Raw genomic sequence first — 14,299 nt, forward strand, 5'->3', positions numbered from 1 at the left:
CCTCAGTCCCGTCAGTCGCTGTCAGTCAGCGATGTCTCCGTACCCCTCGATCTCCTGCGGGTTGCGCGTGCCGGGGCCGATGTACCGCGCGGACGGCCGCACGAGCCGGCCCGTGCGCTTCTGCTCCAGGATGTGCGCCGACCAGCCCGCCGTGCGGGCACAGGTGAACATCGACGTGAACATGTGCGCCGGGACCTCCGCGAAGTCCAGGACGATGGCCGCCCAGAACTCGACGTTGGTGGCCAGCACGCGGTCCGGGCGGCGGGCGTGCAGCTCCGCCAGGGCCGCCTTCTCCAGGGCCTCGGCGATCTCGAAGCGCGGGGCGCCCAGCTCGCGGGCGGTGCGGCGCAGCACGCGCGCGCGGGGGTCCTCGGCGCGGTAGACGCGGTGGCCGAAGCCCATCAGGCGCTCGCCCTTGTCGAGGGCCTGCTTCACATACGCCTCGGCGTCGCCGGTCCGCTCGATCTCCTCGATCATGCCGAGGACACGGGAGGGGGCGCCGCCGTGCAGCGGCCCTGACATGGCTCCCACCGCGCCGGAGAGGGCCGCGGCGACGTCTGCGCCGGTGGAGGCGATCACGCGCGCGGTGAAGGTGGACGCGTTCATGCCGTGCTCGGCGGCGGAGGTCCAGTAGGCGTCGACGGCGGCCACGTGCTTGGGGTCCGGCTCGCCCCGCCAGCGGATCATGAACCGCTCGACGACGGACTGCGCCTTGTCGATCTCGCTCTGCGGCACCATGGGCGTGCCTTGGCCGCGGGCCGACTGGGCGACGTAGGACAGGGCCATGACGGCGGCGCGGGCGAGGTCGTCGCGGGCCTGCTCGGCATCGATGTCGAGCAGCGGCTTGAGGCCCCACACGGGCGCGAGCATGGCCAGCGCGGACTGGACGTCCACGCGGATGTCGCCGGAGTGCACGGGGATCGGGAAGGGCTCGGCGGGCGGCAGGCCGGGGTTGAAGGCACCGTCGACGAGCAGGCCCCAGACGTTGCCGAACGAGACGTGGCCGACCAGGTCCTCGATGTCGACGCCCCGGTACCGCAGGGCGCCGCCCTCCTTGTCCGGTTCGGCGATCTCCGTCTCGAACGCGACGACTCCCTCGAGTCCGGGTACGAAGTCGGACATCAGGCGGCTCCTCGTGATGTGTGCGACAGATGGTGTTGTGGGGTGGGACGACCATGTGTCATACGGCGGAAACGGCGGCTCGGCCGGTGGATCCGCGGTCGTCGATCGACTCGCGGTCCGGGTGGCCATCCTGGTGATGCCCCGTGCGGCTGGCGGTCACCCAACCGGAACGGCATCAGCACGATATCCCGGAGTGTCACCTTTGGGGAGTCCCTACGGCACTGAGTGCCACTCGGCTGTCGAGGACACCGCGTCGGACGGCGACCGCGATACGGCAAGATGACCGCGTGACCGACCGAGACGCCGTTCCCCTCGATCCCTCCACGATGCGCAAGCAGTACCGGGCCGAGGGCATCGCCGAGCCCGATCTGGCCGCCACCCCGGTGCGGCAGTTCGCCCGCTGGTTCGAGCAGGCCGCGACCGAGGGGCACCTCTTCGAGCCGAACGCCATGGTCGTGTCCACGGCGAACGCCGAGGGGCGGATCAGCTCCCGCACGGTGCTGCTCAAGCACTTCGACGAGCAGGGCTTCGTCTTCTACACCAACTACGGCTCCCGCAAGGCCACCGACCTCGCCGAGAACCCGTACGTCTCGCTGCTCTTCCCCTGGCATCCGATGGCCCGCCAGGTCATCGTCTCGGGCGTCGCCCGGCGTACCGGCCGTGACGAGACCGCCGCGTACTTCCGCACCCGCCCGCACGGCTCCCAGCTCGGTGCTTGGGCCAGCGCGCAGTCCAGCGTCATCCCCTCCCGCGCCGAGCTCGACGCCTCCTACGCGGAGCTCGCCGCCCGCTACCCCGAGGGCGAGCAGGTGCCCGTCCCGCCGAACTGGGGCGGTTTCCGGGTGGCCCCGCAGTCGGTGGAGTTCTGGCAGGGCCGCGAGAACCGGCTGCACGACCGTCTGCGGTACGCGGCCGAGCCGGACGGCGGCTGGCGGGTGGAGCGGCTGAGCCCGTGACCGCGCGGCAGTCTCCATGGCCTGAACCGTAGCTCCCGCCACTGACAACGGGATCGGGGATCGGGGCTGCTCAGCCCAGCGCCTCGTCCAGCAGGGCCGCCCACTGGGCCACCACGCGCGCGCGGCGCGGTCCGTCGTCCGTGAGCAGGTTGGCCAGGCCCAGGCCGCGGGCCATGTCGAGGAGGCCCTGGACGGTTTCACGGACGCCCGGTCCGGACTCGTCGGCGTTCAGCAACTCCACGGCGATGCGATGGGTCTCGCGGCCGACGCGGGACTCCAGTTCCGTCACGCGGGGGCGCAGCTGCTCCTCGTCGGAGGCGGCGACCCACAGGTGCAGGGCGGCCCGGAAGAGCGGGCCCGTGTAGAGGTCGACCAGGGCGGCCACGACCACCCGGCGGTCTTCGTGCGCGCCCTCGGGGAAGAGGGCGCGCAGGGCCGTGGAGCGTTCCTCGGCGACGTACTCGACGGCCGCCGTGAAGAGGTCCTCACGGGTCGGGAAGTGGTGCTGGGCGGCGCCGCGGGAGACGCCGGCTCGTTCGGCGACCACGGCGACCGTGGAGCCCGCCCAGCCGTACTCGGCGAGACAGGCCACGGCGGCCTCCAGGAGCCGTTGCCGGGTGGCCCGGCTGCGGTCCTGCTTGGGAGCGCGGTCGTGTTCCGCCGTACTCACACCCATCGTGCGCTCACACCGTCCCTGCGGATTCCGCCCATGCGGGATCCACCCACGCGGGATCCCGTCGTTCCAGGAAGGCCGTCATCCCCTCGCGGGCCTGCGCGGAGGCGAACAGCCGGGCCGAGAGCGCGGTGAGGTCGGCCGCGTCCCGGTCGAATGCCTCCAGCACCCTAGCCGTGAGCAGCCGTTTCGTCTCCGCCAGGCCCTGCGGCGAGGAGCGGCGCAGACCGTCCAGGATCGATTCCAGTACGGCGTCCACGTCCTCGCCCGCCGCCGTCAGCAGGCCGATGCGGGCGGCCTCGGCGGCGTCGAAGCGCTCGCCGGTCAGGTAGTAGCGGGCGAGTGCGCGGGGGTCGGTGCGGGGCAGCAGCGGGAGGGAGATGACCGCCGGGGCCACGCCGATCCGCACCTCGGTGAACGCGAACGTCGACGCGGTCGACGCGGTCGCGATGTCACAGGCGCCCAGCAGCCCCAGGCCGCCCGCGCGGACGTGTCCCGTGACGCGGGCCACGACCGGTTTCGGCAGGTCGACGATCTGCCGGAGCAGGCCCACCAGGGCGTCCGGGTGGGGCGGGTCCTTGAGGTCGGCGCCCGCGCTGAAGGTGTTGCCGGTGTGGGTGAGGACGATCGCGCGTACGTCGGTGTCCTTGGCGCACTCCGTCAGCGCGTCGGCCAACTCGCCCACCAGGGCGGCCGACAGGGCGTTGCGGTTGGCCGGGGAGTCGAGGGCGATGGTCTCCACGCCACGCGCGCGTGTACGTCCGATCAGTGTCACAGGCGCTCCCTGAGTTCGCGGCGCAGGATCTTGCCGGAGGCGGCCCGCGGGACGTCCTTGATGAAGGTGACGTTGCGGACGCGCTTGTAGGGGGCGACGCGTTCGGCGACGTACATCATCACCTCTCCCTCGGAGAGGTCGGAGGCGGCCTGCTGGCGGACGACGTAGGCGTGCGGGACCTCGTTGCCCTGGTCGTTGTACCGGCCGACGACGGCGGCGTCGGCGATGCCGGGGTGGGTGAGCAGGAGTGCCTCCAGTTCGGCGGGGGCCACCTGGAAGCCCTTGTACTTGATGAGTTCCTTGACGCGGTCGACGACGAACAGCCAGCCGTCGGCGTCGACATGGCCGACGTCGCCGGTGTGCAGCCAGCCGTCCTTGTCGATCATCGCGGCGGTGTCGTCGGGGCGGCCCAGGTAGCCCTTCATGACCTGGGGGCCGCGGATGAGGATCTCGCCGGGCTCGCCGATGTCGAGGTCCTTGTCGGGGTCGTCGAGGGTGACGATCCGCATCTCGGTGCCGGCGACGAGCTTGCCGACCGTGCCGGGCGGGGCCGCGTGCATGGCGTCGAGGGGGACGATGTGCGTGCCCGGGGACAGCTCGGTCATGCCGTAGGCCTGGCCGACGGGCGGCAGGCCCAGCCGCCGCGCGCAGGCGGCGGCGAGCTGCGCGTCCAGCGGGGCGGCGGCGCTGATGATGTAGCGCAGGGACGACAGGTCGTACTGCTCGACCAGCGGGTGCTTGGCCAGCGCGAGGACGATCGGCGGGGCCACGTACAGGCCGGTGATGCGGTGGTTCTGGATGGCCGCGAGGAAGCTGTCGAGCGTGAAGCGGGGCAGGACGACGACCGTGGCGCCCTTGCGCAGGGGCGCGTTCATGAGGGCGGTCAGGCCGTAGATGTGGAAGAACGGCAGGACCGCGAGGATGCGTTCGCCCGGGCCGGTCGGGACGAGCGGTTCCATCTGGGCGAGATTCGTGGCGATCTGACGGTGGGTCAGCATCACGCCCTTGGGTATGCCGGTCGTCCCCGAGGAGTACGGCAGCGCGGCCACGTCCGCCACCGGGTCGATGTCGATCTCCGGCTCGGGGGCGGTGGACGCCAGCATGTCGATCAGCGAGCGGTGGCCGGGCGCGCTGTCGCAGACCAGGATCTCCTCGACGCCGCCCGCGAGTTCGGCGGCCCGGCGGGCGGTCTCCAGGAGCGGTGACACGGTGATGATCCAGCGGGCCGCGGAGTCCGTGAGCTGCTTGGCGAACTCCTCGGGCGTGGACAGGGGATGGACGGTCGTGACCGACGCCCCCGCGCGCGTGGCCGCGTAGAAGGCGGTCGGGAAGGCCACCGTGTTCGGGCTGTGCAGGGCCACCACGTCACCCTTGCGCACCCCCGTCTCCACGAGCGCGGCGGCGATCCGCCGGTGGAACCGGTCCAGTTGCTCGTACGAGAGCGTGGTGCCGTCCGTGCCGTCGATCAGGGCGGGCGCGTCACCGAACTCGGCGGCCCGGCCGAGCACCGCCTCGTGGATGGGGAGTTCTACGGGCGAAACGTCTGCGTACTCGCTGCGGAACACGGTTCCTCCTCGCACGTCGCTGTGCCGGATCACTACGAGCTGTGCCGGATCAGTACGACTTGGGCAGGCCCAGGGTCTGGTGGGAGACGTAGTTGAGAATCATCTCCCGGCTCACCGGAGCAATACGAGCCACGCGGGAGGCGGTTATCAATGTGGCGAGCCCGAATTCACGGGTGAGCCCGTTGCCCCCGAGGGTGTGCACGGCCTGGTCGACGGCCCGCACACAGGCCTCTCCGGCCGCGTACTTCGCCATGTTGGCGGCCTCACCGGCCCCGACGTCGTCCCCGGCGTCGTACAGGTGCGCCGCCTTCTGCATCATCAGGCGGGCGAGTTCGAGGTCGATGTGCGCCTGGGCGAGGGGGTGCGCGATGGCCTGGTGGGCGCCGATGGGGGTCTTCCAGACGACACGGTCGCGCGCGTACTCGACGGCACGCGCGAGTGCGTAGCGGCCCATGCCGATCGCGAACGCGGCCGTCATGATCCGCTCGGGGTTGAGCCCGGCGAACAGTTGCAGCAGGCCGGCGTCCTCGTCCCCGACGAGCGCCTCGGCGGGCAGTCGTACGTCGTCCAGGGCCAGCTCGAACTGCTTCTCCGCGCCGTGCAGTTCCATGTCGATCTTCCGGCGCGTGAAGCCGGGGGCGTCGCGCGGGACGATGAACAGGCAGGGCTTCAGGTTGCCCGTGCGGGCGTCCTCGGTGCGGCCGACGATCAGCGTCGCGTCCGCGATGTCGACGCCCGACACGAAGACCTTGCGGCCGGTGAGAAGCCAGTCGCCGGTGTCCGCCTCGCGGCGGGCCGTGGTGGTGATGCGGTGGCTGTTGGAACCGGCGTCCGGCTCGGTGATGCCGAAGGCCATCGTGCGGGTGCCGTCGGCGAGGGCGGGGAGCCACTCCTGTTTCTGGTCCTCTGTGCCGAAGCGGGAGATGACCGTGCCGCAGATCGCCGGGGAGACGATCATCATGAGGAGGGGGGCGCCGGCGGTGCCGAGCTCTTCGAGGACGATGGAGAGTTCGGCTATGCCGCCTCCTCCGCCGCCGTAGGTTTCGGGGAGGTTGACGCCGAGGTAGCCCAACTTGGCGGCCTCCAGCCAGAGTTCCTTGGGATAGCCGCCGGAGTCGATGATGTCGGTCATGTAGTCGCGGCCGTAGCGTTTGCCGAAGGCGGCGACGGCGGATCGGAGGGCCTTGTGCTCTTCGGATTCGATGAGGGCCATTCGGTTTCCTTCGGAGTGCGGGTTGTGTGTGGCTGGTCGCGCAGTTCCCCGCGCCCCTTAGGTGGGTTGCACTACCGCCAGCAATGAGCCGGGCTCTACCTGTTGGCCAGGTACCACCCGCAACTCGCTCAGCGTGCCTGTGACGGGGGCCGTGATCTTGTGTTGCATCTTCATCGCCTCCAGCCACAGGAGGGGGTCTCCGGCCTGGACCGTGGCCCCTACGGTCAAGCCCTCCGCCACCTTTACGACCGTGCCCGGCATGGGGGCCACCAAGGAGCCGGGGGCCAGTTGGGTGGTCGGGAGGGGGAAGCGGGGCAGGGCGGTCAGCGCGGTCGTGTTCACGTACACCTGGTCGCCGTACCTCGCGACCTCGAACTTCCTTCGTACGCCGTCGACTTCGAGTACGACGAGACCGGCGTCGGCGTGCACTACGCGCACCCCGTCCGCGCTCAGGCCCTCCCTCGTGTGCCGGTAGTGGACCTCGTGCTCCTCGCCGGCCGTCGCGTAGCGCCTGGTCTGGGGCTGGGAGGGCAGGTTGCGCCAGCCGCCGAAGCGGGAGCGGCCGTGGGCGTCGGCGAGGGCTGCCGCCAGGGGGGCGTGCGGGTCGGGGGTGCGCTCGGTCAGTGACGTGAGGTGGCGGTCGTAGAAGCCCGTGTCCATGTGGGCGGTGGTGAACTCCTTGTGGCGCAGGGAGCGTACGAGGAGGTCGCGGTTGGTGACGGGGCCGTGGACGACCGCGCTCTCCAGGGCGCCGGAGAGTCTGCGGACGGCATCCGCGCGCGTGGGGGCGTGGGCGACGACCTTGGCGAGCATCGGGTCGTAGTGGACGCCGATGTCGTCGCCGTCGGTGTAGCCGGTGTCGAGGCGGACGGAGTCCGGTACGGCGAGGCGGTACAGGGTGCCGGTCTGCGGGGTCCAGTCGTGGGCCGGGTCCTCGGCGTAGAGACGGGCCTCGATGGCGTGGCCACGCGCGCGTGGGGGGTCGGTTTCGAGCGGTCGACCCTCGGCTACCGCGATCTGGAGCGCCACCAGGTCCACGCCGAACACGGCCTCCGTGACGGGGTGTTCGACCTGGAGGCGGGTGTTCATCTCCAGGAAGTGGGCCTTGCCGTCGGGAGAGACCAGGAACTCGACCGTTCCGGCGCCCTCGTAGGCGACCGCGCGGGCGGCACGTACGGCCAACTCGCCCAATTCCTCCGCGAGTTCCTCGGAGAGACCCGGTGCCGGGGCCTCCTCGATCACCTTCTGGTGGCGGCGCTGGAGGGAGCAGTCCCGGGTGCCGAGGGCCCACACCGCGCCGTGCGTGTCGGCGAGGACCTGCACCTCGACGTGCCGGCCGCCCTCCACGTAGGGCTCGACGAAGACCTCGCCGTCCCCGAAGGCACTCAGGGCCTCCGCCCGGGCGGCGGTCAACTCCTCGTCCAGGGCGGCCAGTTCGCGGACGACCCGCATGCCGCGTCCGCCGCCGCCCGCCGCCGCCTTCACCAGCACGGGCAGGTCGGCCTCGGTGACCTCCTTGAGAGGCTCCAGGCCCATCAGCTCCTTGGCGCGCGTCTTGGAGGCCATCGCCTCGATCGCCCCGGGCGGCGGCCCGATCCACACCAGCCCGGCGTCCAGGACGGCACGCGCGAAGTCGGCGTTCTCGGAGAGGAAGCCGTAGCCGGGGTGCACGGCGTCCGCGCCCGCCGCGACGGCCGCCTTCACGATCAGCTCGCCGCGCAGATACGTCTCCGTGGGCGTGGCCCCCGGCAGCCGTACCGCCGCGTCGGCCACGCGCGCGTGGAGCGCGTTCTCGTCCGCGTCGGAGTGCACGGCGACCGTGCGGATGCCGAGTTCACGGCAGGTACGGAAGATCCGGCAGGCGATCTCGCCCCGGTTCGCCACGAGGACGGACGTAATCACAGGAACCACCGGTGTCATTGAGGGCCTCACATCCGGAAGACGCCGAAGCCACCGCGCGCGCCCTCGTAGGGCGCGGTGTGGAGGGCGGACAGGCACAGGCCGAGGACGGTGCGGGTGTCGCGCGGGTCGATGACGCCGTCGTCGTACAGCCGCCCGGACAGGAACATCGGCAGCGACTCGGACTCGATCTGCTGCTCGACCATGGCGCGCAGGGCCGCGTCCGCGTCGTCGTCGTAGGGCTGGCCCTTCGCGACCGCCGACTGCCGGGCGACGATCGACAGGACGCCGGCGAGCTGCTGCGGGCCCATGACGGCGGACTTGGCGCTGGGCCAGGCGAAGAGGAAGCGCGGGTCGTACGCCCGCCCGCACATGCCGTAGTGCCCGGCCCCGTACGAGGCGCCCATGAGCACGGAGAGATGCGGTACGCGGCTGTTGCTGACCGCGTTGATCATCATCGCGCCGTGCTTGATGATGCCGCCCTGCTCGTACTCCTTGCCCACCATGTAGCCGGTGGTGTTGTGCAGGAAGAGCAGCGGGATGTCGCGCTGGTTGGCCAACTGGATGAACTGGGCGGCCTTTTGGGACTCCTGGCTGAAGAGCACGCCCTGCGCGTTGGCGAGGATGCCGACGGGATAGCCGTGCAGGGTCGCCCACCCGGTCACCAGACTCGTCCCGTACAGCGGCTTGAACTCGTCGAAGTCCGAGCCGTCGACGATCCTGGCGACGACCTCGCGCGGGTCGAAGGGGATCCGCAGGTCCCCCGGGACGACGCCGAGCAGCTCCTCCTCGTCGTACTTGGGCGGCGCGGCCGGACCCGGATCGACGTACGCCTTGCGGTGGTTGAGCCGGGCCACCACCCGCCGCGCCTGCCGCAGCGCGTCCTGCTCGTCCACGGCGAAGTAGTCCGCGAGCCCCGACACGCGTGCGTGCATCTCGGCGCCGCCCAGCGACTCGTCGTCGCTCTCCTCGCCGGTCGCCATCTTGACGAGGGGCGGGCCGCCGAGGAAGACCTTGGCGCGCTCCTTGACCATGATGACGTGGTCGGACATGCCGGGGATGTAGGCGCCGCCCGCCGTGGAGTTGCCGAAGACGACCGCGACCGTGGGGATGCCGGCGGCCGAAAGCCGGGTCAGGTCGCGGAAGATGGCGCCCCCGGGGATGAAGATCTCCTTCTGGGACGGCAGATCGGCCCCGCCCGACTCCACCAGGCTGATGCAGGGCAGCCGGTTGGCGAGCGCGATGTCGTTCGCCCGAAGGGCCTTCTTCAGCGACCAGGGATTGCTGGCTCCGCCGCGCACGGTCGGGTCGTTGGCGGTGATCAGACACTCCACGCCCTCGACGACCCCGATCCCGGTGACCAGCGAAGCCCCGACGGCGTAGTCGCTGCCCCAGGCCGCCAACGGCGACAACTCCAGGAAGGGCGTGTCCGGATCCAGCAGCAGCTCGATGCGCTCCCGCGCGAGCAACTTCCCGCGCTTGCGGTGCCGTTCGACGTACTTGGGCCCACCCCCCGCCAACGCCTTCGCGTACTCGGTGTCGAGGTCGGCGAGCTTGGCGAGGAGCGCCTCGCGATTGGCCCGGTAGTCCGGGCTGTTGATGTCCAGGGCGGAGTCGATGACCGTCACAGGAGAGCCTCCGGAATGTCCAGGTGGCGGGAGCGCAGCCACTCGCCGAGGGCCTTGGCCTGCGGATCGAAGCGGTGCTGGGCGGCGACGCCCGCGCCGAGGATTCCCTCGACGACGAAGTTCAGGGCACGGAGGTTGGGGAGCGGGTGGCGTACGACGGTCAAGTCGGCGGTTTCCGGGAGGAGTTCGCGGAAGCGCTCGACGGTGAGGGTGTGCGCGAGCCACCGCCAGGCCTCGTCCGTCCGGGCCCATACACCGACGTTGGCGTTCCCACCCTTGTCACCGCTACGGGCGCCGGCGACGAGGCCGAGGGGGGCGCGGCGGGTGGTGCCTGAGCCCGGGGGCGGTGGTTCGGGGAGCGGGGGCTGCGGCGACTCTTCCGGTACGACGGTCTCGTGGGCCGGTGCCGTCTCGGGGGCCGGTGCCACCGGGATCCGGCGTCCGTCGTGGACCACCGCCACCTGGGCTATGTCGCCCTGGGGGACGTACGCATCCTCGAAGACCCCATAGGGCGAGCCCTTTCCGGGCGGGACGAGCACATGGAAGCCGGGGTAGCTCGCGAGGGCCAGCTCCACCGCCGCCCCACTCAGCGCACGCCCTACCGCCCTCTCCTCCGGGTCGCGTACGACGAGCCGAAGCAGTGCGCTCGCGGTCTCCTCGGTGTCGGCGTCGGGCCGGTCCGTGCGGGCCAACTCCCAGCGCACGTCGGAGACTTTGGCGAGCGCCGGCTCCATCTGCTCCCGCACCAGCGCGGCCTTGGCGTCGATGTCAAGGCCGGTGAGGACGAAGGCGACCTCGTTGCGGAAGCCGCCGAGGCGGTTGAGGCCGACCTTGAGGGTGGGCGGCGGGGCCTCGCCGCCAACGCCGTCGATGCGGACGCGGTCGGGGCCGTCCTGGGTGAGCCGGATCGTGTCGAGGCGGGCGGTGACATCGGGTCCCAGATACCGCGCCCCCTGTGTCTCGTACAGGAGTTGGGCGGTCACCGTGCCGACGTCGACGAGGCCGCCGGTGCCGGGGTGCTTGGTGATGACGGCGGTGCCGTCCTCGTGGATCTCGGCGAGCGGGAAGCCGGGGCGCCGGAGGTCTCCGGGGGCCTCGGCGAAGAAGGCGTAGTTGCCGCCGGTGGCTTGCGTCCCGCACTCCAGCACGTGCCCGGCGACGACGGCGCCCGCGAGGCGGTCGTACTCCCCCGGCTGCCAGCCGAAGTGGGCGGCGGCGGGCCCGGTGACCAGGGCCGCGTCCGTCACGCGCCCGGTGACGACGATGTCCGCGCCCTGCCGCAGGCACTCGGCGATACCGAAGCCGCCGAGGTAGGCGTGGGCGGCGAGGCTGCCCGGGTGGGCGGCGGTGAGGTCGTCGCCCTCGACGTGCGCTACACGGACGGGAATGCCGAGCCGGTCGGCCAACTCCCGTACGCGGCCTGCGAGTCCGGCGGGATTGAGTCCACCCGCATTGCTGACGATCTTCACCCCGCGCGCGTGGGCGAGGCCGAGGCCCTCCTCCAACTGGCGCAGGAAGGTACGGGCGTACCCGCCGGACGGGTCCTTCAACCGGTCCCGTCCGAGGATCAGCATGGTCAGTTCGGCGAGGTAGTCGCCGGTCAGGACGTCCAGTTCGCCGCCGGTGAGCATCTCGCGCATGGCGTCGAAACGGTCGCCGTAGAACCCGGAAGCGTTGCCTATTCGGATGGGTCGGACAGGCTGGCTACCGGGCGTCATCCGGCGGCTCCCTTCGGGGCGGATCCCTTCGGGGCGCGACCGGGTCCGGGCGGGCCGGCGAAGGCCTGGGCGAGGTCCAGCCAGCGGTCGGCGTCGGGGCCGTTGGCGTGCAGAGCGAGGTCGGCACGGTTCGCACGCTGCGTGACGAGGAGGCAGAAGTCGAGGGCGGGGCCGGTGACGCGGTCGTCGGCGTTCTCGGGACCGTAGACCCACAAGTCCCCTGAGGGGGCGGTCAGTTCGATCCGGAACTCCTCAAACGGCGGCTGCGCCCCGTGCACGCCGAAGGCGAAGTCGCGGGTCCGGACGCCGAGCCGGACGATATGCCGGAGCCGGTCGGTGGGGGTGCGTTCGACACCGAGCGCCTCGGCGACGTCCAGGCCGTGGGCCCAGGTCTCCATGAGACGGGCGGTGGCCATGGAGGCGGTGGCCATGGGCGGCCCGTACCAGGGGAAACGGGCACCGTCGGGAGCGGCGCGCAGGGCGTTCTGCAGGGCCTCACGCCCGGCCCGCCAGTCCGCGAGCAACTGCTCCGGCGCCTTCCCCGCCCCCTCCTCCGCCCCGTTGTCCACGAAGTCGCCGGGCTCGGCCAGGGCCTTCTCGACCTCACGAGAGAAGGCCTCCCGGTCGGTCACGGTCAGCACCGATTGGTGGTCGGTCCAGGCGAGATGCGCGATCTGGTGAGCGACGGTCCAGCCAGCGGCGGGGGTCGCGAGCGCCCAGCGTTCCGCGGGCAACTCGGCCACGAGAGCGTCGAGTTCCTCGCTCTCCGCGCGCAGGTCGTCGATGACGGGCGTGGGGTCGGCCATGGGGGGAGCATGGCAGCGACACCGGAAACAATCAAGCGTGCTTGTATTGATTTGGTTTTCCACAGCCGGGACGACAATGGGCGCCCATTTGACTACTATGCGTAATCGTAGGTGGTCAGCATGGTGCTAGGAATTTGCTCGGCTGAGCTGTCAGGAGTGAGGGTCGGGCGTGACCTGCCAGACGGTGACGAACTCCGAGCGTGGCGTGACCATGTAGACGAAGAAGCCACCGGCCACGAAGGCGTGTTTCGCGCCCTCGTCCAATCCCTGGTATCCCGCTCCGTGGAGATAGAGGGCTTCAGCGGCCCGGACCAGTTCGTCGGCCTTCTTCTCCACCTCGGCGAGGAACGCCGGAGGGGCCCCGGCCGCCACGGTCTCCTCGTCCGGGACGTACTCCCACTGCCAAGTCACCCCGCGTGCACCGCTTTCGCGGCGGCGCGGTAGATGGCGCTGGCGGCGGCGAGGTGTTCGCGTGCCTCCTCCGGCGCGGTGGCGACATGCGCCAGATACTCGGCGCGGTGGTAGGACCGCGCCGTCTCCGGGTGACGTTCGATGTCGATCAGGGCGGCCCAGTGATCGAGATAGGCGTGCACGGGCTTGAGCGAGCCGTGCTCCACGGCCTCGGCCAATGCCTGGTCCTTGGCCTGGTCGTAGGCCGCAAGAAGCTGCGGGGCAACGACGGCGCAGGCTGCGCGCAGACCACCCGGGGTGCGTTCCGGACGGGGAATCAGCGGCCCGTCGCCCGCCGCTTCGGTGTGCTGCAGACTCATGCTGCCGTTCCCTTCCATGTGCCGGCGGCCGGGCCGACCGCGCGCCAGGGCCGGGTGCCGGATTCTTCAGGGCACGCGCCCGACTCTAATCCCAACGCGTCGCACCTCGTCGCACGAATGGTCAGGAAACGGGCTCCAACCCCTTCACCTTCCCCCGCCCCACCTGCGTCCGCACCGCCCCCATGCTCGCCACCACCACGAGGGCGATGGCCGCGGCCTGGAATGCGGAGAGGGCCTGGTCCAGGATCAGGAAGCCGGCCGTCGCGGCGAGGGCCGGTTCCAGGCTCATCAGGATGGCGAAGGTGGAGGCGGGGAGGCGGCGCAGGGCGAGGAGTTCGAGGGTGTACGGGAGGACCGAGGACATGATCGCCACTGCCGAACCGAGCGCGATCGTCACCGGGTCCAGCAGCTTCGTGCCGGACTCCGCGATCCCGAGCGGCAGCATCAGCAGCGCCGCCACCCCCATGGCCAGCGCGAGCCCGTCCGCCTGCGGGAACCGTCGGCCCGTCCGCGCGCTGAAGACGATGTACGTCGCCCACATCGCCCCCGCGCCCAGCGCGAAGGCGACTCCGGCCAGGTCGAGGTCTCCGAACCCACCGCCGCCCAGCAGGAAGACGCCGGCCAGGGCGAGCCCGGCCCAGACGAAGTTGATCGCGCGGCGGGAGGCGAGGACCGACAGGGCCAACGGGCCGAGGACTTCGAGAGTGACCGCCGCGCCTAGCGGGATGCGGGCGGCGGCCTGGTAGAAGAGGCCGTTCATCGCGCCCATCGTGACACCGAAGACGATCACCGTGCCCCAGTCCGTGCGCGAGTGGCCGCGCAGTCGGGGGCGGCAGATCACCAGGAGCACCACGGCCGCCGCGAGCAGGCGCAGCGTCACGACGCCGAGCGCGCCCGCCCTGGGCATCAGACCCACCGCGAGCGCCGCACCGAACTGCACCGAGACACCGCCCGCCAGCACTAGCCCGACGGGGCCGAGGGAACCACGGCGGGGCGAGGTCGCTTCGCTGTGCACCGCTGAGGGTGAGGAAGTGGTGGCGGCTGCGCTGGGGGTGGTCACGGGCGGTCCTGGGGCTCGGCTCGGGGTTCGCGATAGGTCCATCACGATGTACTACCGAGTCGAGGGTAGTGGACTTCGACAGGCGTGAAAACCCATTTTGCAACTGTCCTGAAT

General features: G+C 71.2%; 13 protein-coding genes. 1 reads left to right on the top strand and 12 read right to left on the bottom strand.

Translation table 11 applies throughout. The features are described 5' to 3' along the window. Nucleotides 1–21 precede the first annotated feature (21 nt). On the bottom strand, nucleotides 22–1,122 hold the full coding sequence (locus tag M2283_RS28160; protein ID WP_280879212.1) for a citrate synthase 2: 1,101 nt from the start codon (nucleotides 1,120–1,122) through the stop codon (nucleotides 22–24). Between the two features lie 287 nt (nucleotides 1,123–1,409). Between M2283_RS28160 and pdxH the strand changes: the two genes are divergently transcribed. Then, on the top strand, nucleotides 1,410–2,078 hold the full coding sequence (pdxH, locus tag M2283_RS28165; RefSeq protein ID WP_280879213.1) for a pyridoxamine 5'-phosphate oxidase: 669 nt from the start codon (nucleotides 1,410–1,412) through the stop codon (nucleotides 2,076–2,078). 70 nt (nucleotides 2,079–2,148) lie between these two features. On the opposite strand, the gene M2283_RS28170 is transcribed toward pdxH, so the two are convergent. The 11 genes from M2283_RS28170 to M2283_RS28220 form a co-directional block, all read right to left on the bottom strand. Next, entirely contained in the window at nucleotides 2,149–2,754 is a 606-nt protein-coding gene (locus M2283_RS28170; RefSeq protein WP_280879214.1) for a TetR/AcrR family transcriptional regulator, read from the bottom strand. 7 nt (nucleotides 2,755–2,761) lie between these two features. After that, nucleotides 2,762–3,526: an enoyl-CoA hydratase family protein gene (locus M2283_RS28175; RefSeq protein ID WP_280879215.1), complete on the bottom strand. Its 765-nt coding sequence runs from the start codon at nucleotides 3,524–3,526 to the stop codon at nucleotides 2,762–2,764. Then, nucleotides 3,523–5,091, bottom strand: coding sequence for a 4-coumarate--CoA ligase family protein (locus M2283_RS28180; protein WP_280879216.1), 1,569 nt, complete (start codon nucleotides 5,089–5,091; stop codon nucleotides 3,523–3,525). Before M2283_RS28180 ends, M2283_RS28175 begins: the two co-directional genes overlap by 4 nt. Nucleotides 5,092–5,140: 49 nt before the next feature. Continuing rightward, nucleotides 5,141–6,304, bottom strand: coding sequence for an acyl-CoA dehydrogenase family protein (locus M2283_RS28185; protein WP_280879217.1), 1,164 nt, complete (start codon nucleotides 6,302–6,304; stop codon nucleotides 5,141–5,143). A gap of 57 nt (nucleotides 6,305–6,361) precedes the next feature. After that, nucleotides 6,362–8,206 carry an acetyl/propionyl/methylcrotonyl-CoA carboxylase subunit alpha gene (locus M2283_RS28190; protein WP_280879455.1) on the bottom strand — a complete coding sequence of 615 codons (1,845 nt, stop codon included), beginning with the start codon at nucleotides 8,204–8,206 and terminating at the stop codon, nucleotides 6,362–6,364. Nucleotides 8,207–8,232: 26 nt separating this feature from the next. Further along, nucleotides 8,233–9,831: an acyl-CoA carboxylase subunit beta gene (locus tag M2283_RS28195; protein ID WP_280879218.1), complete on the bottom strand. Its 1,599-nt coding sequence runs from the start codon at nucleotides 9,829–9,831 to the stop codon at nucleotides 8,233–8,235. Beyond that, nucleotides 9,828–11,549 carry an acyclic terpene utilization AtuA family protein gene (locus tag M2283_RS28200; protein WP_280879219.1) on the bottom strand — a complete coding sequence of 574 codons (1,722 nt, stop codon included), beginning with the start codon at nucleotides 11,547–11,549 and terminating at the stop codon, nucleotides 9,828–9,830. Before M2283_RS28200 ends, M2283_RS28195 begins: the two co-directional genes overlap by 4 nt. Next, the gene (locus tag M2283_RS28205) at nucleotides 11,546–12,355 is read right to left on the bottom strand and encodes a TIGR03084 family metal-binding protein (protein ID WP_280879220.1); all 810 of its coding nucleotides are present in this window, start codon (nucleotides 12,353–12,355) and stop codon (nucleotides 11,546–11,548) included. Before M2283_RS28205 ends, M2283_RS28200 begins: the two co-directional genes overlap by 4 nt. Before the next feature lie 150 nt (nucleotides 12,356–12,505). Beyond that, nucleotides 12,506–12,766 carry a hypothetical protein gene (locus M2283_RS28210; RefSeq protein WP_280879221.1) on the bottom strand — a complete coding sequence of 87 codons (261 nt, stop codon included), beginning with the start codon at nucleotides 12,764–12,766 and terminating at the stop codon, nucleotides 12,506–12,508. Then, nucleotides 12,763–13,125, bottom strand: coding sequence for a DUF6247 family protein (locus M2283_RS28215; RefSeq protein ID WP_280879222.1), 363 nt, complete (start codon nucleotides 13,123–13,125; stop codon nucleotides 12,763–12,765). Before M2283_RS28215 ends, M2283_RS28210 begins: the two co-directional genes overlap by 4 nt. Before the next feature lie 121 nt (nucleotides 13,126–13,246). Then, on the bottom strand, nucleotides 13,247–14,185 hold the full coding sequence (locus M2283_RS28220) for an EamA family transporter (protein WP_280879223.1): 939 nt from the start codon (nucleotides 14,183–14,185) through the stop codon (nucleotides 13,247–13,249). Between the last annotated feature and the right edge of the window lie 114 nt (nucleotides 14,186–14,299).

It is taken from the genome of Streptomyces pseudovenezuelae (assembly GCF_029892565.1).
Classification (GTDB): Bacteria; Actinomycetota; Actinomycetes; order Streptomycetales; family Streptomycetaceae; genus Streptomyces; species Streptomyces pseudovenezuelae_A.

Bases quoted from the DNA above. Each gene is read 5' to 3' on its own strand.
- M2283_RS28160 (WP_280879212.1), bottom strand. From the start codon at position 1,122: ATGTCCGACTTCGTACCCGGACTCGAGGGAGTCGTCGCGTTCGAGACG.
- M2283_RS28200 (WP_280879219.1), bottom strand. From the start codon at position 11,549: ATGACGCCCGGTAGCCAGCCTGTCCGACCCATCCGAATAGGCAACGCT.
- M2283_RS28170 (WP_280879214.1), bottom strand. From the start codon at position 2,754: ATGGGTGTGAGTACGGCGGAACACGACCGCGCTCCCAAGCAGGACCGC.
- M2283_RS28215 (WP_280879222.1), bottom strand. From the start codon at position 13,125: ATGAGTCTGCAGCACACCGAAGCGGCGGGCGACGGGCCGCTGATTCCC.
- M2283_RS28185 (WP_280879217.1), bottom strand. From the start codon at position 6,304: ATGGCCCTCATCGAATCCGAAGAGCACAAGGCCCTCCGATCCGCCGTC.
- M2283_RS28205 (WP_280879220.1), bottom strand. From the start codon at position 12,355: ATGGCCGACCCCACGCCCGTCATCGACGACCTGCGCGCGGAGAGCGAG.